The sequence below is a fragment of the Massilia sp. CT11-137 genome (genome assembly GCF_047302885.1).
In the GTDB taxonomy this organism is placed as follows: Bacteria; Pseudomonadota; Gammaproteobacteria; order Burkholderiales; family Burkholderiaceae_D; genus Telluria; species Telluria orientalis.
This window is the reverse complement of record NZ_JBKYMP010000001.1, coordinates 1,167,197-1,185,990: the sequence shown is the minus strand read 5'-3', so window position 1 is coordinate 1,185,990 and position 18,794 is coordinate 1,167,197. Positions and strand designations below refer to the sequence as shown.

Below are 18,794 nucleotides of genomic sequence, written 5' to 3'. Positions count from 1 at the left end.
CCGCGCCCGGCCCGACATGCCGTTCAAGCTGTTCCGCCGCCTCACCGACAACGCCACGCTGAAATCGCTCGGCCCCGGCCTGATCACGGGCGCGGCCGACGACGACCCGTCCGGCATCGCGACGTATTCGCAGGCCGGCGCGCAATTCGGCTTCAACACGCTGTGGACGCTGGTGCTGACCTACCCGTTCATGGTCGGCATCCAGCTCGTGTCGGCACGCATCGGGCGCGTGACGGGGCGCGGGCTCGCGGCCAACATCCGCCGCGCGTATTCGCCCTGGCTCCTGTACGCCATCGTCGCGCTGCTGCTCGTTGCCAACGTCATCAACATCGCGGCCGACATCGCCGCGATGGGCGAGGCGCTGCGCCTCGTGACGGGCACCGGCTCCAGCCACCTGTATGCGCTCGGCTTCGGCCTGCTGTGCCTCGCGCTGCAGGTCTTTTTGCCGTATGCCACCTACGTGCGCTACCTGAAATGGCTGACCCTGGGCCTGCTGGCCTACGTCGCGACGGCGTTCGCCGTGCACATGCCGTGGACGGAAGTCCTTGCGCGCACCGTGTGGCCCCATTTCGCCTTCACGAAGGATGCCGTCGCCCTCATCGTCGCCGTGTTCGGCACGACGATCAGCCCCTACCTCTTCTTCTGGTAGGCGTCGCAGGAAGTCGAGGAGATCCGCAACGACCACCACGCGCGCGCCCTGCGCACGCGCCCGCGCGACGCCGCCGCGCAACTCAGGCGCATCAAGGCCGACACCTTGATCGGCATGGGCTTTTCCAACCTCGTCGCCTTCTTCATCATGCTGACGACGGCCGTCACCTTGGGCGCGCACGGCATCACGGACATCCAGTCGTCCGCGCAGGCGGCCGAGGCGCTGCGGCCGGTGGCGGGCGAGTTCGCGTTCCTCGCGTTCGCGCTGGGCATCGTCGGCACGGGCATGCTCGCCGTGCCCGTGCTGGCGGGATCGGCTGCATATGCCGTCACCGAGAGCTTCCGCTGGCGCAACGGCATGGACCTGAAGGTCGTCGAGGCGCGCGAGTTCTACGGCATCATCGCGCTGGCCACGCTGGGCGGCGTCGCGCTCGACTTCGCCCCGGTCGACCCGATCGCCGCGCTGGTGCTGTCCGCGCAGATCAACGGCGTCATCGCCGTGCCGATCATGGCCGTCATGATGCTGCTCGCGCATAACCGCAAGATCATGGGCGGCTACACGTTATCCACACGCCATACCGTGATCGGCTGGATCGGCGTGGCGGTGATGCTGGTGGCCGTCGTGGCCATGTTTGCAACGATGTGACCGGTCGATCGTCCCCCACGCGTGGGGCTGCACGGGCGCGGCGACCGTATGTACGATGCGGTCCACATCGACCATCCATCAGGAGCCCCACCATGCAAACCACGACCGTTACTCCCCTGCCGCAACCGCAGTTCTCGCGCGCAGGCATCATCTGGATCAAGCTGGCCGTCCTCTACCTCATCTTCGGGATCTCGCTGGGCATCGCCATGGGCGCCAGCCAGAATTTCACCTTGCGCCCCGTGCACGCCCACGTCAACCTGCTGGGCTGGACGACACTGGCGCTCGCCGGCCTGATCTACAGCGTGTTCCCGAAGGCGGGCGAGAGCCGCCTCGCGCGCCTGCACTTCTGGCTGCTGAACCTCGCATTGCCCGTGATGATGGTCGCGCTCTCCATGCTGCTGCTGGGTCACATGGCCTTCGCGCCGGCGTTGGTGATCGCGGAAATCATCGCCGCGCTGGCCATCCTCGCGTTCGCCGCGAATCTGTTCGTGAATCTGAAGCAATAACGAGCCGCTCTCCGGTTATACTTTCCGGATAATAAAACCGGAGAGAGGCAACGACATGGCTGTGCGTATCATCCGCCGCATTATTCCCTGTTCCTGCGCCGTACTGATCGCGGCAAGCGCTTTGTTCGCCGGCACCGCCGGCGCCGCAACGACCAACCCAGGAACCAGCATGGACAAGAAAACCGTATCGCTCGACACCATCCGCCGCCAGGAGCAGGCGCTGCAGTTCACGTCCTTCGACAACGACGCGGCGCTCGCGATCGGCAACAGGATCGTCGAGCAGGCGAAGGCGGACAAGGTCGCCGTCACGATCGACATCACGATCAACCGCAATCCGCTGTTCTTTTATGCGATGGCGGGCACGAGCCCGAACAACGTCGACTGGATCCGCCGCAAGAGCAACCTCGTGAACCGCACGGGTCACGCGTCGTTCTTCGTGCACACGGAAGCCGTCAACGCGGGCCGCGACTTCGACAACCTGCCCACGTTCGACTCGAAGGACTATGCCGCGCACGGCGGCTCGTTCCCGATCGTCATCAAGGGGACGGGCCAGGTCGGCACGATCACCGTGTCCGGCCTCGCGGGCGTGGACGACCATGCGATGGTCGTGCGCGCGCTGAAGTGGTATTTGAAGGCGGACGACGTCGCGCTGTAACTTATTTCAGCCAGCCCCGGTGCCGGAAGTAGAGGAACGGGGCGATCGCGCTGACGACCATCAGGCCCAGCGACCAGCCGTAGCCGAACTTCCAGTGCAGTTCCGGCAGGAATTCGAAGTTCATGCCGTAGATGCTGGCGATCAGGGTCGGCGGCAGGAACGCGACCGAGGCCACCGAGAAGATCTTGATGATCTTGTTCTGGTTGATGTTGATGAAGCCGACGGTGGCGTCCATCAGGAAGTTGATCTTGTCGAACAGGAACGACGTGTGGCCATCGAGCGATTCGATGTCGCGCAGGATCTGGCGCGCCTCCTCGAACTGTTCCGCGTTCAGCAATCGGCCACGCATCAGGAAGCTGACGGCGCGGCGCGTGTCCATCATGTTGCGGCGGATGCGGCCGTTCAAGTCTTCCTCGTGGGCGATCGCATTCAGCGCGGAGGCCGCGTCCTGGTCGGTGAATTCCTTCTGCAGCACGCGCTGGCTGACGTCTTCCAGGCTCTCGTAGATGCCTTCCAGCGCATCGGCCGAGTACTCGGCGTCGGTCGCGTACAGGTCCAGCAGCACGTCCATGTAGTCCTCGATCGACCCGGGCCGCGAGCGCGCGCGCAGGCGCACGAGGCGGAACACGGGCAGGTCGTCCGTGTGGACCGAGAACAGGATCTTCTTGGCCAGGATGAACGCGACCGTCACGATGCGCGACGGGCCGTCCTCTTCCTCGCGCAGGAAGTCGGTGCGCAGGTGCAGGTCGCCGTTTTCCGCTTCGTAGTAGCGCGCGGACGCCTCGATGTCCTGGACTTCGTCCTCGCCGGGCAGGATCACGTCATAGGTCGTCTTGACCCAGGCGCGCTCCTCGTCGGTCGGGTCGAGCAGGTCGACCCAGACGGCAGGCGCGTTCTCCAGATCGGCGCGCGACGCGATGGGTATCTGGTTCAGTCGGCCATTTTGTAGGACAAATACATTGATCATGCGCTGCTTTCTCGGCCGGATTCGGAAACAGCGCAAGTGTACCTGTAAGCCCTGAGGGCGGCCAGCCTAAAGCAGATGAAACCGGGGTCAGAGCCCGATTTTTGGAAATATCCTGAGCAAACTTGTCGGCAATGCGTTGTCCGATTCAGCATGCTCTTGAGTTATTGCCAAAATCCGGGCTCTGACCCCGGTTCAGGGCAATTCCGCTGCGTTCATGCGGCGCTGGATGATGGCCGTGCGGCGCGCCAGGTAGTTGGTGTCGCGGTGGCGGTCGTAATAGCGCGGGTTCGGCAGCATCACCGCGAGGCGGGCGGCCTGGGCGGCGTTCAGGTTCGCGGCCGGGATGCGGAAATAGTGGCGCGCCGCGGCTTCGGCGCCGAACACGCCGCGGCCGAATTCGACGACGTTCAGGTAGATCTCGAGGATGCGTTCCTTGTCCATCACCGCTTCCAGCATGTAGGCGATGACCAGTTCCTGGCCCTTGCGCAGGTAGTTGCGCGAGCCGGACAGGAACAAATTCTTGGCCAGCTGCTGGGTGATCGTCGAGCCGCCGCCCACGACCCGGTGCTTCTTGTTGTTGCGCTCGTACGCCTTTTCCAGCGCGTCCCAGTCGACGCCGTCGTGGTCGACGAAATTGGAATCCTCGGACGCGATCACGGCGCGCTTGAGGTTGTTCGAGATGCGCGCGTACGGCACCCACACCTGCTCCAGCTTCGCGTTCGGATTCTGCTCGCGCAGCGCCGACAACTGCTGGCGCATCATGCTTGTGGACGACGGGTTGAACTGCGTCCACCAGCACACCATCGCAAAGAAATACAGCTGCAGCAGGACGACGAGCAGCAGCGGCCCGAGGACGATCCATTTCAGCCAGCGCCGCCCGCCGGTTTTTGCGCGCGCGGGCGCGCCCGCCTTGAGCGTGCCGATGCCGCTCATGATGCGCGCATGCGGGCCAGCAGGGCCGACGTCTCCGGCCGCACGCCGCGCCACGTGAAGAATGCTTCCGCCGCCTGCTCGACCAGCATGCCGAGGCCATCGCGCACGGTCGCGCCGTGAGAGGCCGCGAACGCCATGAACGGCGTCGGCTCCTTCCCGTACATCATGTCCAGCGCCAGCGTCCCCGCGCGGAAGGCCGACGCGGGCACGGGCGGCAGGTCGGCCGACAGGCTGGCCGACGTCGCGTTGACGACGACGTCGAACGCACCCTCGATGTCGGCAAACCCGCAGGCGCTGATCTGCCCCGGGCAAGCCACGTGATCGGCAAAGTGGGACACGAGCGCATCGGCCGTCGCGCGCGTGCGGTTGGCGATCACGATCGCTTCCGGCTTCTCGTTCAAAAACGGCAGGATGACGCCGCGCGCCGCGCCGCCCGCGCCCAGCAGCAGGACGCGCTTGCCGGTGAGCGGCACGCCGGCGTTCCTGACGATGTCCGCGACGAGGCCCGGACCGTCCGTGTTGTCGCCGACGATCTCGCCATTTTCGAAGCGCAGCGTGTTGACGGCACCGGCCAGGCGCGCCCGCGCTTCCAGCCGGGTGGCCAGCGCGGCCGCTTCCAGCTTGAACGGGAGCGTCACGTTGGCGCCGCGGTAGCCTTGCGCGACGAGGTCGCGGACCGTGTCCGCAAAACCGTCGAGCGGCGCCAGGCAGCGCACGTACGAGATGTCCTGGCCGGTCGCGGCCGCGAAGGCGGCGTGGATGTCCGGCGATTTGCTGTGGGCGATCGGGTTGCCGATCACGCAATATTTATCCGTCATGAAGTCTCCTGTTATCCTTCGCCGCGCAGTTCGGCCTGCAGTTTTTCTTCGCGGGTGAATTTGAAGCGGGTGACGACGATCCAGAGGTCGTCCTTGTCGGTCGAACGCATATTGGCCGGGAACTTGCCGAACGGCGCGGCGCGGCGGACGATCGCCAGCGCGGCCTTGTCCAGCGCCGGATTGCCGGAACTGCGTTCGATGCGCGGCCCGCCTTCTTTTTCGTACAGCGTGCCGTCCTGGAAGATCGGGATGTAGACGACCAGCTCGCCGTACAGCTTCTTGCCGTTCTGCTGCGGGAAGTTCAAGGTGCCGACCTCCTCCACGCGCTTCTGCATCGCCTTGTAGTACATGGCGTAGCCGACCTCGCGCGTGCTGGGGCTGATGAACGTCTTTTTCGGGCGCTTGTTCTCGTCGGCGATGCGCTGGGTGATCTCGGCCGTCATGCGCGCGATCGCCTTGGTGGAGTCGAGGTTGTCCTCGCCCGTGCGGCTGGGGTCGGGCTTCGTCTGTTCGGCCACGGGGGCGCTGTTGAACTGCGACTGGCGCATCTTCGTCAGCACGCTTTTCTGCTGCTGTTCCAGTTCCGCGATGCGGCGTTGCAGGGCCTTGATACTGTCGCCATTCTCGACCTTGCGCAGGTCCGGCAGGGGCGACTGGGCGCGGCCGGCATCGGCATTGCCGCCGCCGTCCAGGTTGGCCTGGGCCAGCGCGTCCGCCTTGACGGGGGCACGCGCATGCTTCGCGTTGACCAGGATGACCTCCAGGCCCGGATCGGCCGGCTGCAGCCGGAACGCGTCCGGCGCGGCGAAACGGACCGCCAGCAGGGAGGCGTGCGCCAGCACCGAGCAGGTGATGGCGATCATCAGGGGGCGGTTGTGTCGGAGGGTGTTCACGCGCTGCGGGGTGGGACGGTTGGGGTCATGGAACTCCCCATTCTACCGTGCAGGCCGGCCGATTTGCGAGCCTTGCGGAAAGACCCGACCGCTGAAGTCACCACTAACGCAACAGGATCTTGTCGACGTGTCAACGATCGGTATCAGTCACACATCACGCGGCCTGCTCGCCCGTGACGTCGGTCTGCGTTTCCGGATCGGTGACGGCCACCGCGCCCTCGGCCTCGGCCGCTTCCGCTGCCGCCGCCTCGCCCGTGTCTTCTTCCTCGTCCAGGCCCAGCTCCTCGGCCGCCTCCGGCGCCACGGCCGCGACTTCGAGCAGGCGCGCCTCCAGCGCCAGGTCGACCTCGTCCCAGCGCACGATGTCCAGGCGGACCTGCGCGCCGCGCGCCGCCTGCGGCATGCCCGGCAGGCGGATCACGAGCGGGATCTCGACGAGGCGCAACACCTCGTCCTTCAGCACGACGGCCTCGACCTGCCTGGCGTTTTCCTGCGCCAGCCAGCGCAGGCACCAGTAACGCTCCATGTTCTGCTGGAAGTCGTTATAGGCCGAGTACGCGGCGTCGAACGCGGAGACGATCGAGAACAGCGTGGCATCGCGGTGCTTGAACGGGGCGACGAGCGGCGCCGTCACGCCATTGCTGGCGCACGCGAGGATCTGCCACTGGTTCACGAGGTCCGTATAGCGGCGCAGCGGCGACGTCGACCACGCATATTGATCGACGCCGAGGCCCTGGTGCGGCGCCGCGTGCGTCACCATGCGCACCTGCATCTTGGCGGCCCAGCCGCCGGCGCCCGGGCCCTGCGAGCGGTAGATGCCCGGCACGCCACAGTCGTGCAGCAGCTTGCCCCACGTGCTGTTCGCGAAGATCATCAGCTCGGCCACGATCTTGTCCAGCGGCGCGCCGCGCTTGCGGCGCACGATCGTGACGACGTCGTCCTCGACGTAGAAATTGAAGTCGACGCGGTTCGCCTGCTCCGGCTTCAGGCCAAACGCCTCGCGCTTCTTCATGCGGCCCGCCTCCAGCTGCAGCGCCCATTGCCACAGCAGGCCCAGTTCCGTCTTGTGCGGGTAGTCGCCTTCGCCGTTGTTCAGCGTCTCCTCGTTGACGACGTCGTCGAGGTCGTTGTGGCGCAGGTTGTTCTTGATGGGCACGCGCTCGGCGCGGGTCGTCGTCGAGAGCACGGTCCACGTGGCCGGATCCAGCACGGCATACAGCGACAGCGCCGGGCAGTCGTTGCCCTCGGCCAGCGTGTAGGCGTCGACGACGTCGTCCGGCAGCATCGTGATCTTGTCGCCCGGCATATACACGGTCGACATGCGCGCGCGGGCGATCTTGTCGATGGCGTCGTCCGGACGGATGCCCAGGCCCGGCGCCGCGATGTGGATGCCCACGCGGACGGTGCCGTCGTCCAGCTTTTCGACGGAGAACGCGTCGTCGATCTCGGTGGTCGTCACATCGTCGATCGAGAACGCGGCCACGTTCGCCAGCGGCAGGTCGGCGGGCGGGGTCGGCACGGCGACGGGCGGGAAGCCGGCGCCGCGCGGGAAGTGTTCGAACAGGAAGCGGCCCATGTGCAGCTCTTTCGCCGACGCGATGCCGCCCGTGGACAGCATCAGGCGCGGGGCCGTCGTCTGCAGCTCGTCGGCGGCCGTTTCGAGCGCCTTGTATTCGATGCTGTTCTTGTCCGGCTTGAACAGCAGTTGCTGGACGAGCGGCTGCATCGCCTGCGGCAGCGTGCCGGCCTTCAGTTCCTCGACATACGCAGCCTGCACGATGGCCTGTTGCTTCTTCTTTTCGATGCCGGCCAGCGCCGCGCGCAGCGATTGTTCCGGCGCCGCCTTGTAGCGGCCGCGGCCCTTCTTGTAGAAATAGATCGGCGCGCCGTGCAGCGCCAGCACGAGGCCGGCCGCTTCGAACGGCAGCGGCGCGTGGCCGAAGTACTCGGCGCCCAGTTCCGCGAATCCGAATTCTTCCTGGCCCGCGACTTCCCACAGGAATTCCAGATCGACGTCCGCCGCGACGGCCTTCGCCTGTTCCAGCAAGGTCGCGGGGTCCGGCTTGTCGAACTGCAGCATCACGTCGCGCGCCTTGACCTTCGTACGCTTCCCGCTCGGCATTTCGACCTGGTAGGCCTCGCCCGCCTGCGACAGCACGGTGCCGACCTTGAAATCGCCGGACTCTTCGAAAAATAAGTTCATTTTGTATTCGTATTCATATTAAATGCGGTCGCCTCGAGATCGAGCACCTCGGGCAGGAAGACCTCGGTGACCAGCAGCAGTCCCTGGCGGCGGCGGTACACGCAGCGCCGCGCAAAATAAGTGTCGCGCGCCGGCCCGTTCCGGCCGAGCGCGGCATGCACGCGCGCCACCAGCGGATGGCCGGGACGCAGCCGCGCGAATTCGAGCGCCCCGCGCGTGACCCGAGGATCGTAAAACAGCGTGGTGCCGAGCGAACGTTCGCCCAGCGCCGAAAACAGGGGCCAGTCGCTCGCGCTCGCACTCATCGGCACGACGGTGTGGCCGTACACGACCGGTTGCCCGTCGCAGCGCAGCAGCACTTCGCGTTCCCACACGCGCCGGGGCCGCGCCAGACCGATCGCGTCGGCCTCGTCCGCCAGGCAGACGTTGCCCGCCTGGCGCAGTTTCTGTACCCGGAAATGCCGGCTGTGCGCGATCAGGCGCGCCGTCAGCGAACCCGGCGTCGTCAGCCAGTCGCGCATGACGGCCGGCGCGCCCGTACCGTCCGGATGCGCCAGCCAGCGGGCCCGGCGCAGCGACGCGGGCCTCACTGACGATGGTCCGATCCGGCGTCGCCTTCGTCTGGATTATCCGTCAGGCAGAACGCCAGCACCTCATCGACATACTGCTCGAATTCCGACACCGCGTGGTCGCTGCCCTGGATGACGTGCTGGTGCGCGCCCGCGTAATGCGCAACCATGTCGCGGTAGTCCAACACCTCGTCGCCCGTGGCGGCCAGCAGGAAATAGCGCGCCGGCCGGGTGATGGCGCCGACCTTCAATGCGGCCAGTTCGTCGATGTAGTCGCGCTTGAATTCGAACGGCTCGCCCGTATGCCATTCGGTCGTGATGCCGACGTGTTTGTCGAGGTCTTTCAAGGGATCGACGGCCGGATTGATCAGCGCAGCGCGGCAGCCGAAGCGTTCCGCCAGCCAGGTGGCGTAGAAGCCGCCCAGCGACGAACCGATGATCGCGAGATTGTCCGAATAGCGTTCGACCAGCGTGAGGACGAGGTCCATGGCGGCCTTCGGCGAGGCCGGCAGTTGCGGGCAGATCAGGTTGCCGGCGCGGCCGGCTGCTTCCATCCGCTGCTGTACCACGCGCGCCTTGAACGAGCGAGGGGAAGAGCGGAAGCCGTGGAGATAGAGGAGGTGGACGCGCGCGCCCGCGCGGGCGCCTGCGGAAAAGCCTGCTGTCCCGCTCATGCCGCCATCGCCTCCAGCAGCTTCTGGTGCACGCCGCCGAAGCCGCCGTTGCTCATCACGAGGATGTGGTCGCCCGGCTGCGCGGCCTGGACGATCGCCTGCACCATGTAGTCGAGCTGGTCGAAGCTGTGCGCGTTGGCGCCCAGCGGTTTCAAGGCGTCGGCCAGCGACCAGCCCAGCGCCTGCTGGCTGCCGAAGCCGAACACGAGGTCCGCATCCTTCAGGCTGCCCGGCAGCGCATCCTTCATCGCGCCCAGCTTCATCGTGTTCGAGCGGGGTTCCAGCACGGCCAGGATGCGGCCACTTGTGCCGATCTTCTGGCGCAGGCCGCCGACGGTCGTCGCGATCGCCGTCGGATGGTGCGCGAAGTCGTCGTACACCGTCACGCCGTTGACGACGCCGCGCACTTCCATGCGCCGCTTGACGTTCTGGAAGCGCGCGAGCGACTCGATCGCCTGCGCGGGCGGCACGCCCACGTGGCGCGCGGCCGCGATGGCGGCCATCGCGTTGCTGCGGTTGTGGTGGCCGGTCAGTTCCCAGTGGACGGTGCCCTGCTTGTCGCCCTTGAAGAACACGTCGAAGCTGGAACCGCCCGGATGTTCGACGAGGCTCCAGTCCACGCCTTCGGCCGAGCCGAAACTTTCCTTTTCGCTCCAGCAGCCGCGCTTCAGCACGCGCGCCAGCGACGCTTCGTCGCCGTTCACGACGATGCGCCCGACACCGGGCACGGTGCGCACGAGGTGGTGGAACTGGGTCTCGATGGCGCCGATATCGGGGAAGATGTCGGCGTGATCGTATTCGAGGTTGTTCAATACCGCGGTCTTGGCGTGGTAGTGCACGAACTTCGAACGCTTGTCGAAGAAGGCCGTGTCGTACTCGTCCGCCTCGATCACGAAGAAATCCGAATCCGTTTCGCCCGACAGGCGGGCCGACACGCCGAAGTTCAGCGGCACGCCGCCGATCAGGAATCCCGGCGAATAACCGGCGTCTTCCAGGATCCACGCCAGCATCGACGTGGTCGTCGTCTTGCCGTGCGTGCCCGCGACGGCGAGCACCCATTTATTACGGAGAATGTGGTCGCCAATCCATTGCGGGCCAGATACGTACGGCAAGCCGCGGTTCAGGATCTCCTCGACGAGCGGATTACCGCGCGTCATCACGTTGCCAACGACGTACAGGTCCGGGTTCAGGCTCACCTGTTCGGGCCCGTAACCCTGGATCAGCTCGATGCCCTGGGCTTCGAGCTGGGTGCTCATCGGAGGGTAGACGTTGGCGTCGCACCCGGTGACGCGGTGGCCGGCCTCTTTGGCCAGCACCGCGAGGCCGCCCATGAAGGTGCCGCAGATGCCGAGGATATGGATGTGCATGACGTGCCGAAGGGATCTCTGTAATGGCGAATACGCGATTCTACCCGACGCGATGCCATTTTCCTTTCAAGAGTATGATCTCGACATGATGCCCAATTCAAACGACGACCTCCAACAGGTGCGCGCACGCATCGCCGCGACGGCCGCCCGCATGATCGCCCAGGATGGGGCCGATTACTCGACGGCCAAGACGAAGGCGGCGCGCCAGGTGCTCGGCGTCGACCGCCCTTCTCCTAATTACCTGCCGGATAATCTGCAAGTCGAAGACGAGGTGCGCCGCTACCAGGCATTGTTCCACGGCCCGGCCCAGGCCGCGCGCCTGCAACACATGCGCAGTACGGCGCTGGAAGTGATGGACCAATTGGCCGAGTTCCGTCCGTATATTACCGGTGCGGTCTTGAACGGAACGGCGGGCGAACATGACGACATCCACCTGCAATTATTTGCCGACAGCGCCAAGGAAGTCGAAATCTGGCTGTTGAATCGCAATGTCAATATCGAGATATCGGAAACTCCCCACTTCAAAGGGGGACGCTACGATCCGGTAGAAACGGTAAGCTTCATGTGGCAAAAGGAAATGGTGCACGCCGAGCTTTATGATATGAACGATTTACGCGGTGCGCTGAAAACCCGCGCGGACGGCAGCCTGCAGCGCGCCGATACTGCCACGCTCCGCACCCTGACGAACAACGACTCTCTCGAACACGATGAATAAGAAACACCTGGCCGGTTATGTGATCCTGGCCGCCGCCTTTACGGTTCTCGGTGCCATCGCCGGCGTGAAGCAGGATGCCAAGGGTCCGCTGACGACGACCTATACACCCACGGACGGAAGGCCGCACACGGCGGTGACGAATCTGTATGCGACTTCGCTGAACGACCTGGCCGGCAAGCCACAGCCGCTCGCCCGGTGGAAGGGCAAGCCGCTGCTCGTCAACTTCTGGGCGTCGTGGTGCGCACCGTGCGTGTCGGAAATGCCGGAATTGTCGGAACTGGCGGCCAAGGACGGCGGCAAGACCTTCAATGTGATCGGCATCGGCATCGATTCCCCCACGAACCTCGCCGAGTTTGCCCGCAAAATCAAGATTTCCTACCCATTGTACGTAGGCGGCATGGGTGGCACCGACCTCGCGCGCGGCCTCGGCAACGCGAACGGCGGGCTGCCATTTACGGTGCTGATCGGGGCAGATGGGCAGGTCCGCAAGACCTACCTGGGCCGTCTGAAGTTCGATCAGGTGCGCGCCGACCTGGCCAAGTTGTAGTTCCAGCGAACGGTCGTTCACTTATTTTCCGACTTCTTTTTATCGCTTGCCAACACGTAACGTTGGCGGCAAAATGCCTGTCTTTCGGGCAAACAGACGGTTGAATATGGCGAAAAAGCTACTGCTGCTCAATGGCCCTAATTTGAATTTGTTGGGGACACGTGAGCCTGCGGTGTACGGCGCGACGACGCTGGCCGACATCGAGCAGGCCGCCACCGCCCAGGCACGGGAAGCCGGGGCGGAGATCGTCTGTTTCCAAAGCAACCATGAAGGCGCGCTGATCGACCGCATTCACGCCGCCCGCCAGGAAAGCGTGGACGCGATCGTCATCAACCCGGGCGGTTTGACCCATACCAGCGTGGCGCTGCGCGATGCGCTGGCCGGGGTGGACATTCCGTTCGTGGAAGTGCACATCTCTAATATTTACAAGCGCGAGGAATTCCGGCACCACTCTTTCCTGTCGGCGATCGCGCTGGGCACGATCTGCGGGCTAGGAGCGGATGGATATCGCTTTGCCATCGACTTCGCGCTGAAACAACGTTAATCTACGTCAACTTCACGCATTCGCGCATAAGTACCTACCGCCGACGCGCAGTATGCTCTTAAACAAATAATTCCAAGGGGTTTTACATGGATCTAAGAAAACTCAAGACACTGATCGACCTCGTCGCCGAGTCGGATATCGCCGAACTCGAAGTGACCGAAGGCGAAAGCAAGGTCCGCATCGTCAAGTCGTCGGCAATCCCGCAGAATCAGATGGTCATGGTGCCGCAGCAAGGCGTCCAGCAATACGCGGCACCGGCCGTCCAGGCACCGGCAGCCGCGCCCGCAGCAGCCCCGGCCGCACCGGCCGAACCGACTGGCCACGTCGTCAAGTCGCCGATGGTCGGCACGTTCTACCGTTCCTCGGCACCGGGCGCCCCGGCGTTCGTCGAAGTGGGCGCTACCGTGAAGGAAGGCGACACCCTGTGCATCATCGAAGCGATGAAGCTCCTGAATGAAATCGATGCCGACCTGTCCGGCACCGTCACCAAGATCCTGGTGGAAAACGGCCAGCCCGTCGAATTCGGCCAGCCGCTGTTCGTGATCGGCTAAACGTCTCCGGCGCGGTCGTCCGACCGCGCCCTCCCGGCACGCTGCCGGCACTCAAAGAAACACCGAACTTACCATGTTTGAAAAAATTCTTATCGCCAACCGTGGTGAAATCGCGTTGCGTATCCAGCGCGCCTGCCGCGAGATGGGCATCAAGACGGTCGTCGTGCACTCCGAGGCGGACAAGGACGCCAAGTACGTGAAGCTGGCAGACGAGTCCGTCTGTATCGGCCCGGCAGCGTCCGCGCAAAGCTATCTGAGCATGCCGGCGATCATCAGCGCAGCGGAAGTCACGGACGCCGAAGCGATCCACCCCGGCTACGGCTTCCTGTCGGAAAACGCCGACTTCGCCGAACGCGTCGAAAAATCGGGCTTCGTCTTCATCGGCCCCCGTCCCGAATCGATCCGCCTGATGGGCGACAAGGTCTCGGCCAAGCAGGCGATGATCCGCGCCGGCGTGCCATGCGTGCCCGGCTCGGACGGCGCCCTGCCCGACGACCCGAAAGAGATCATCCAGATCGCGCGCCGCGTCGGCTACCCGGTCATCATCAAGGCCGCCGGCGGCGGTGGCGGCCGCGGCATGCGCGTCGTGCACACGGAAGCCGCGCTGCTGAACGCCGTCGCGATGACCAAGACGGAAGCCGGCACCGCGTTCGGCAATCCGGAAGTCTATATGGAGAAATACCTGGAGAATCCGCGCCACGTGGAAATCCAGATCCTCGCCGACGAGCACAAGCAGGCCGTCTGGCTGGGCGAGCGCGACTGCTCGATGCAGCGCCGCCACCAGAAGGTGATCGAAGAAGCGCCGGCGCCGGGCATCCCGCGCAAGCTGATCGAAAAGATCGGCGACCGCTGTGCCGAAGCCTGCCGCAAGATCGGCTACCGCGGCGCCGGCACGTTCGAATTCCTGTACGAGAACGGCGAGTTCTACTTCATCGAGATGAACACCCGCGTGCAAGTCGAACACCCGGTTACGGAAATGATCACCGGCATCGACATCGTGCAGGAACAGATCCGCATCGCCTGCGGCGAAAAGCTGCGCTTCCGCCAGCGCGACATCATGCTGTCGGGGCACGCGATCGAGTGCCGCATCAACGCGGAAGACCCGTTCAAGTTCACCCCGTCGCCGGGCCGCATCACCAGCTGGCACCCGCCGGGCGGCCCCGGCATCCGCGTCGATTCGCACGCGTACGCCGGCTATTACGTCCCGCCGCACTACGATTCGATGGTCGGTAAAGTGATTGCCTATGGCGCCACGCGCGACCAGGCGATCCGCCGCATGCAGATCGCGTTGTCGGAAATGGTCGTCGAGGGTATCCTGACCAACATCCCGCTGCACCGCGAACTGATGGTCGACGCCCGCTTCATCGAAGGCGGCACCAACATCCACTACCTGGAGCAGAAGCTGGCCCACAAGCCGGACCTGCCGAAGGATGGCGCGATCGGCGCCAAAGCCGAGGTTGAATGATGGGCTGGACTGAAGTTGTCATCGAGATCGCACGCGAGCACGCCGAAGGGCTCTCCGATGCCCTGATGGAGGCGGGCGCGCTGTCGGTCTCGGTGGAAGACGCGGACGAAGGCACGGAAGACGAGAAGCCCCTGTTCGGCGAACCGGGCATGGTGCCCAAGGAAGCCGCCTGGGACCACAGCCGCGTCGTCGCGCTGACGGACGAGGATGCCGACCAGGCCGCGATCGTGGCCGAGGCTGCGGCGGCCATCGGCCTGCGGCAGGCGCCTGCATTCACGACGCGTCCCGTCGCGGACGCCGACTGGGTACGTCTCACGCAATCGCAGTTCGAGCCGATCCACATCGGCAAGAACATCTGGGTCGTGCCGAGCTGGCACGAAGCCCCGGATCCCGACGCGCTGATCCTCGAAGTCGACCCGGGCCTCGCATTCGGCACGGGCAGCCATCCGACCACGCGCCTGTGCATGGAATGGCTGGAAGCCCACCCGGCGCCCGGCAAATCGGTGCTGGACTACGGCTGCGGCTCGGGCATCCTCGCGATGGTCGCGAAGAAGCTCGGCGCGGCTGGCGTCACCGGCGTCGACATCGACGAGCAGGCCATCGAATCCGCCAGGCTGAACGCGGAACGCAACCGCTGCGAGATCGATTTCTACGTGCCGGACGACTTCGTCGCATCAAGGCACGGCAACGAACGTTTCGACATCGTCGTCGCGAACATCCTGTCGAGCCCATTGAAGCTGATGGCGCCGATGCTCTCAAGCCGCGTGGCCGAGGGCGGTTCGCTGATCCTGTCGGGCGTGCTGGCGCGCCAGGCCGAGGAAGTGGCCGCCGCGTACGCACCTTTCATCAAGCTGGGCGTCTGGGCCGAGCAGGACGGCTGGGTCGCTCTTCACGGGCAGCTCGGCGCAGAAAATGCACCTGGGGCACGTGCCACCGACGGCAGCAAATAAGGCATGGCGCTCGCCACCCAGTGCCCGCATTGCCACACCACGTTCCGCGTCGCCGCGGACCAACTCAAGCTCCGCGGCGGCATCGTCCGCTGCGGGTCTTGCCAGCGCATCTTTGACGGCAACGCCCACCTGATCGACCTGGACAAGCCGGCAGCGCCGGCGCCCGTCCAGGAAGACGACGCGCTGCCCGTCTACACCCTCGACTTCGACCACACCTTCGATCCGCTCGGCATCCTGCCGAAGCCTGCCGACGACGTGCCCGAGCCCCCGCGCGCGCAGGTGTGGCGGCGCGCGCCCGAGGCCGAGGAAGCGAAGGAAGCGGCGCCGGTTGCGGCGGACTACACCCCCGCGGACCGCGTCGAACCGCAACTGGAACCGGTTGTCCACGCGGCGCCGGAGCCCGAGCCCGAGCCGGAGCCAGAGCCCGAGCCGGAGCCGGAGCCGGAGCCGGAGCCGGAGCCGGAGCCGGAGCCCGCGGAAGACACCGTCGCCGAACCGCCGCCGGCGAGCGCCTACGCGCCCGCCGACCGCATCGAACCGGGTTTCGACCTGCCGGTGACCGAGGAAATCGTCGCCCAGCCGCTGCCGGATTACGAACCGGAGCCGGAGCCGGTCGCCGCATCGCCCGAACCGCAGCCTGAACCGCAGCCCGAGCCCGCACCGGAACCGCCCGCGCCCGCGCCCGCGCCCGCGCCGGCATCCGACGCCCCGCCCTTCCTGCCGCTGCGCGCATCGGCCGCGAGCGAACCGCCCGCGCCGGCACCGGCGATGATCCCGCCCGTGGTGAAACCGACGCGCAGCAAGGCGGCGCGTGCGTCCGACGCGCGCGCACGCCGCTCCAGGTTGACGCCGACGAAGATCGAACCGCCGAAGCTGCGCCTCGCGCTCGACGCCGACGCCGACGAGCCCGAATTCGTCAAGCGCAGCCGCCGCCAGGAACGCATGGGCCGCACGCAGCGCATGCTGATGGCCGCGGGCGCCGTCGTGCTGCTGCTCCTGCTGCTGGCCCAGGCGGTGCTGGGCTTCCGCAACACGCTGGCCGCGCAGCATCCGGGCCTGAAGCCGGCCCTGGCGGGCGCATGCGCCGTGCTGGGCTGCCGCGTGGAGCTGCCCGCGCAGGCCGAGAACCTCGTCATCGAGACGGGCGAACTGACGACGCTGGGACCGAACACGTACGCGCTGAATACGCTGCTGCGCAACCAGGGCAATCTCGTGCTGGCCTGGCCCAGCATCGAACTCGAGCTGACCGACGCCGGCGACAAGCCGGTGCTGCGCCGGGTGCTGGCGCCCGCCGACTATCTGCCGCGCGGCACGCCGCCGGCGAACGGTTTCGGCCCACACTCGGAACAGCCGGTCACGCTCCATTTCACGCTGGACGGCCTGCAGCCGTCCGGTTATCACACTTTCGTTTTCTATCCTTGAGGCTTCCAATGACCAAGACCTCGCTGATCTGCGGCTCGATCGCCTTCGACAAGATCATGCAATACCACGGCCGTTTCGGCGAAACCCTGCTGGCCGACCAGCTGCACCGCGTGAACGTCTCGTTCCTCGTGCCCACGCTGCGCACGGAATACGGCGGCTGCGCCGTCAACATCGCCTACAACCTGAAGCTGCTGGGCGGCGAGCCGCTCATCATGGGCACCATCGGCCAGGACGGCGGCGACTACCTCGACCGCATGGAGCAGCAGGGCCTCGCCACCAACGCGATCCGCACCATCGAGAACGCGTACACGGCCCAGTGCTTCGTCACGGCCGACCTGGACGGCAACCAGATCAACGCCTTCCACCCGGGCGCGATGCAGTTCTCGCACGAGAACAGCCTGGCCGACTTCCTACCGCTGCGCGTCGCGATCGTCGCGCCGGACGGCCGCGACGGCATGATCAAGCATGCGCGCGACTGCGCGGAACGGGGCGTGCCGTTCATCTTCGACCCGGGCCAGCAGCTGCCGATGTTCAGCGGCGACGAGCTGCTGACGTTCATCGGCCAGGCCAGCTACCTCGCCTGCAACGACTACGAATTCGAGATGGTGATGGACCGCACGGGCCTGCCCCTGCAGGACATCGCCGCGCGCCTGGACGCGCTCATCGTCACGCGCGGGGAAGCCGGTTCGGACATCTACGCCGGCGGCGAGCACCACAAGATCCCGGCCGTGCCGGCGGCCAGCGTCGTCGATCCGACGGGCTGCGGCGACGCCTACCGCGCCGGCCTGCTGTTCGGCATCGCCAATGACCTCGACTGGCCCACGACGGGCCGCCTGGCGAGCCTGCTGGGTTCCATCAAGATCGCCCACCAGGGCGGCCAGAACCACAGCTTCACGCAGCAGGAGATCGCCGACAAGTTCGAAGCGGCCTTCGGCTACCGCTTCTAAAGCGTCGGGCCAATGAAAAGCGCGCCGTCCCTCGCGGGACCGGCGCGCTTTGTTTTGGGGCTGCATGCGTTTGGTCACCAAACGGCCCTGTTCGGCTTTTCTCGAAACGCCAAATGACCGTTAAAAACCGTCGCGAGCGGCAGCAGGGGTGGCCGAGAAGCGCAGCTGTACTGACGTACAGCGAGCATCGCAGGCCGGCCCTGCAACGCGCAGTAGGTTTTTAGCGGTCACACCAAAAACACCTGGCGCAGCAGATATTGCGCGATCTGGATCAGGATGAATGCCACGAGCACCGACAGATCGAGGCCGCCGACCGGCGGGATCACGCGGCGCAGCGGGCGCAGCAGCGGGTCGTTGAGCGCGTGGACGAACGGCGCCAGCGGCGCATGCGGATTGACCCAGCTGAAGATCACCTCGATGATCAACAGGCCCATGAAGCCGTACAGGATCCAGTCGAGCAGGCGGACCACGGCAATCAGCACGACGGCCTGGCCGCTCGTCCCCGCCAGCAGCAGGATCGACGATGCCGCCAGCACGACGAGGAACGCGCCCAGCAGGCTGGCCCAGTCGTAACCACCCATGCCCGGCACGATGCGGCGCAGCGGGCGCACGAGCCAGTCGGACAACGTGAACGTAAATTGCGCGACGGACGCCGGCGGACGCACGCGGGTCACCTGCATCCAGAAACGCAGCAGCAAGACGCCCCCCAGCACACCGGCCGCGGTATCGACGATCAATTTGAGAATGGGCAGCACGAGGACTCCTTGAAAAAAA

Annotated in this window: 19 protein-coding genes and 1 pseudogene; 11 read left to right on the top strand and 9 right to left on the bottom strand. The window is 65.7% G+C overall.

The genetic code is table 11. The annotated features are described in order from the left end of the window. The first annotated feature begins 16 nt into the window (after positions 1-16). From ACEN98_RS05400 to ACEN98_RS05390, 3 genes and pseudogenes are all read left to right on the top strand, one after another. Positions 17-1,294, top strand: a pseudogene (locus ACEN98_RS05400) (NRAMP family divalent metal transporter). 92 nt (positions 1,295-1,386) lie between these two features. Beyond that, a complete protein-coding gene (locus ACEN98_RS05395) occupies positions 1,387-1,800 on the top strand; it encodes a hypothetical protein (RefSeq protein ID WP_413338084.1) in 414 nt (137 codons plus the stop codon). A gap of 169 nt (positions 1,801-1,969) precedes the next feature. After that, entirely contained in the window at positions 1,970-2,455 is a 486-nt protein-coding gene (locus ACEN98_RS05390) for a heme-degrading domain-containing protein (protein ID WP_413338086.1), read from the top strand. 1 nt (position 2,456) lies between these two features. Here ACEN98_RS05390 and corA read toward each other — a convergent pair whose 3' ends face one another. The 8 genes from corA to mpl form a co-directional block, all read right to left on the bottom strand. Then, positions 2,457-3,422, bottom strand: a complete 966-nt coding sequence (gene corA, locus ACEN98_RS05385) for a magnesium/cobalt transporter CorA (protein WP_413382232.1) — start codon at positions 3,420-3,422, stop codon at positions 2,457-2,459. Positions 3,423-3,614: 192 nt separating this feature from the next. Continuing rightward, positions 3,615-4,355, bottom strand: coding sequence for a monofunctional biosynthetic peptidoglycan transglycosylase (gene mtgA / locus ACEN98_RS05380; RefSeq protein ID WP_413382229.1), 741 nt, complete (start codon positions 4,353-4,355; stop codon positions 3,615-3,617). Continuing rightward, positions 4,352-5,173 (bottom strand): shikimate dehydrogenase, encoded by an 822-nt coding sequence (aroE, locus tag ACEN98_RS05375; RefSeq protein ID WP_413382227.1) that lies wholly within the window; start codon positions 5,171-5,173, stop codon positions 4,352-4,354. Before aroE ends, mtgA begins: the two co-directional genes overlap by 4 nt. A gap of 11 nt (positions 5,174-5,184) precedes the next feature. Then, positions 5,185-6,036, bottom strand: coding sequence for a TonB family protein (locus tag ACEN98_RS05370; protein WP_413338113.1), 852 nt, complete (start codon positions 6,034-6,036; stop codon positions 5,185-5,187). 184 nt (positions 6,037-6,220) lie between these two features. Beyond that, the gene (locus ACEN98_RS05365; RefSeq protein WP_413382224.1) at positions 6,221-8,269 is read right to left on the bottom strand and encodes a ribonuclease catalytic domain-containing protein; all 2,049 of its coding nucleotides are present in this window, start codon (positions 8,267-8,269) and stop codon (positions 6,221-6,223) included. Next, a complete protein-coding gene (locus tag ACEN98_RS05360) occupies positions 8,266-8,859 on the bottom strand; it encodes a chorismate--pyruvate lyase family protein (protein ID WP_413382221.1) in 594 nt (197 codons plus the stop codon). The genes ACEN98_RS05365 and ACEN98_RS05360 overlap by 4 nt, the downstream gene beginning before the upstream one ends. Next, on the bottom strand, positions 8,856-9,512 hold the full coding sequence (locus ACEN98_RS05355) for a YqiA/YcfP family alpha/beta fold hydrolase (protein ID WP_413382218.1): 657 nt from the start codon (positions 9,510-9,512) through the stop codon (positions 8,856-8,858). The genes ACEN98_RS05360 and ACEN98_RS05355 overlap by 4 nt, the downstream gene beginning before the upstream one ends. Continuing rightward, positions 9,509-10,843 (bottom strand): UDP-N-acetylmuramate:L-alanyl-gamma-D-glutamyl-meso-diaminopimelate ligase, encoded by a 1,335-nt coding sequence (gene mpl / locus ACEN98_RS05350; protein WP_413385951.1) that lies wholly within the window; start codon positions 10,841-10,843, stop codon positions 9,509-9,511. The genes ACEN98_RS05355 and mpl overlap by 4 nt, the downstream gene beginning before the upstream one ends. A gap of 121 nt (positions 10,844-10,964) precedes the next feature. On the opposite strand from mpl, the gene ACEN98_RS05345 reads away from it, so the two are divergent. From ACEN98_RS05345 to ACEN98_RS05310, 8 genes are all read left to right on the top strand, one after another. Further along, positions 10,965-11,594 (top strand): hypothetical protein, encoded by a 630-nt coding sequence (locus ACEN98_RS05345; protein WP_413385950.1) that lies wholly within the window; start codon positions 10,965-10,967, stop codon positions 11,592-11,594. Then, positions 11,587-12,141, top strand: coding sequence for a redoxin domain-containing protein (locus tag ACEN98_RS05340; RefSeq protein WP_413382216.1), 555 nt, complete (start codon positions 11,587-11,589; stop codon positions 12,139-12,141). The genes ACEN98_RS05345 and ACEN98_RS05340 overlap by 8 nt, the downstream gene beginning before the upstream one ends. 106 nt (positions 12,142-12,247) lie before the next feature. Further along, a complete protein-coding gene (aroQ, locus tag ACEN98_RS05335; protein WP_413338106.1) occupies positions 12,248-12,685 on the top strand; it encodes a type II 3-dehydroquinate dehydratase in 438 nt (145 codons plus the stop codon). 86 nt (positions 12,686-12,771) lie between these two features. Next, positions 12,772-13,236 (top strand): acetyl-CoA carboxylase biotin carboxyl carrier protein, encoded by a 465-nt coding sequence (gene accB, locus ACEN98_RS05330; protein WP_413382213.1) that lies wholly within the window; start codon positions 12,772-12,774, stop codon positions 13,234-13,236. Positions 13,237-13,309: 73 nt separating this feature from the next. After that, positions 13,310-14,701 (top strand): acetyl-CoA carboxylase biotin carboxylase subunit, encoded by a 1,392-nt coding sequence (gene accC / locus ACEN98_RS05325; protein ID WP_413382210.1) that lies wholly within the window; start codon positions 13,310-13,312, stop codon positions 14,699-14,701. After that, entirely contained in the window at positions 14,701-15,651 is a 951-nt protein-coding gene (gene prmA, locus ACEN98_RS05320) for a 50S ribosomal protein L11 methyltransferase (RefSeq protein WP_413385949.1), read from the top strand. The genes accC and prmA overlap by 1 nt, the downstream gene beginning before the upstream one ends. Positions 15,652-15,654: 3 nt before the next feature. Then, positions 15,655-17,073 carry a DUF3426 domain-containing protein gene (locus ACEN98_RS05315; RefSeq protein ID WP_413382207.1) on the top strand — a complete coding sequence of 473 codons (1,419 nt, stop codon included), beginning with the start codon at positions 15,655-15,657 and terminating at the stop codon, positions 17,071-17,073. Positions 17,074-17,081: 8 nt separating this feature from the next. Beyond that, positions 17,082-18,020, top strand: coding sequence for a carbohydrate kinase family protein (locus ACEN98_RS05310; RefSeq protein WP_413382205.1), 939 nt, complete (start codon positions 17,082-17,084; stop codon positions 18,018-18,020). Between the two features lie 227 nt (positions 18,021-18,247). Here the strand turns inward: ACEN98_RS05310 and ACEN98_RS05305 are convergent, their stop codons facing one another. After that, on the bottom strand, positions 18,248-18,775 hold the full coding sequence (locus ACEN98_RS05305) for a YggT family protein (RefSeq protein ID WP_413382202.1): 528 nt from the start codon (positions 18,773-18,775) through the stop codon (positions 18,248-18,250). Between the last annotated feature and the right edge of the window lie 19 nt (positions 18,776-18,794).

Coding starts and splice junctions, on each gene's coding strand:
- ACEN98_RS05395 (WP_413338084.1), top strand. CDS start 1,387: ATGCAAACCACGACCGTTACTCCCCTGCCGCAACCGCAGTTCTCGCGC.
- ACEN98_RS05390 (WP_413338086.1), top strand. CDS start 1,970: ATGGACAAGAAAACCGTATCGCTCGACACCATCCGCCGCCAGGAGCAG.
- corA (WP_413382232.1), bottom strand. CDS start 3,422: ATGATCAATGTATTTGTCCTACAAAATGGCCGACTGAACCAGATACCC.
- mtgA (WP_413382229.1), bottom strand. CDS start 4,355: ATGAGCGGCATCGGCACGCTCAAGGCGGGCGCGCCCGCGCGCGCAAAA.
- aroE (WP_413382227.1), bottom strand. CDS start 5,173: ATGACGGATAAATATTGCGTGATCGGCAACCCGATCGCCCACAGCAAA.
- ACEN98_RS05370 (WP_413338113.1), bottom strand. CDS start 6,036: ATGATCGCCATCACCTGCTCGGTGCTGGCGCACGCCTCCCTGCTGGCG.
- ACEN98_RS05365 (WP_413382224.1), bottom strand. CDS start 8,269: ATGAACTTATTTTTCGAAGAGTCCGGCGATTTCAAGGTCGGCACCGTG.
- ACEN98_RS05355 (WP_413382218.1), bottom strand. CDS start 9,512: ATGAGCGGGACAGCAGGCTTTTCCGCAGGCGCCCGCGCGGGCGCGCGC.
- mpl (WP_413385951.1), bottom strand. CDS start 10,843: ATGGGCGGCCTCGCGGTGCTGGCCAAAGAGGCCGGCCACCGCGTCACC.
- ACEN98_RS05345 (WP_413385950.1), top strand. CDS start 10,965: ATGATGCCCAATTCAAACGACGACCTCCAACAGGTGCGCGCACGCATC.
- ACEN98_RS05340 (WP_413382216.1), top strand. CDS start 11,587: ATGAATAAGAAACACCTGGCCGGTTATGTGATCCTGGCCGCCGCCTTT.
- aroQ (WP_413338106.1), top strand. CDS start 12,248: ATGGCGAAAAAGCTACTGCTGCTCAATGGCCCTAATTTGAATTTGTTG.
- accB (WP_413382213.1), top strand. CDS start 12,772: ATGGATCTAAGAAAACTCAAGACACTGATCGACCTCGTCGCCGAGTCG.
- accC (WP_413382210.1), top strand. CDS start 13,310: ATGTTTGAAAAAATTCTTATCGCCAACCGTGGTGAAATCGCGTTGCGT.
- prmA (WP_413385949.1), top strand. CDS start 14,701: ATGGGCTGGACTGAAGTTGTCATCGAGATCGCACGCGAGCACGCCGAA.
- ACEN98_RS05315 (WP_413382207.1), top strand. CDS start 15,655: ATGGCGCTCGCCACCCAGTGCCCGCATTGCCACACCACGTTCCGCGTC.
- ACEN98_RS05310 (WP_413382205.1), top strand. CDS start 17,082: ATGACCAAGACCTCGCTGATCTGCGGCTCGATCGCCTTCGACAAGATC.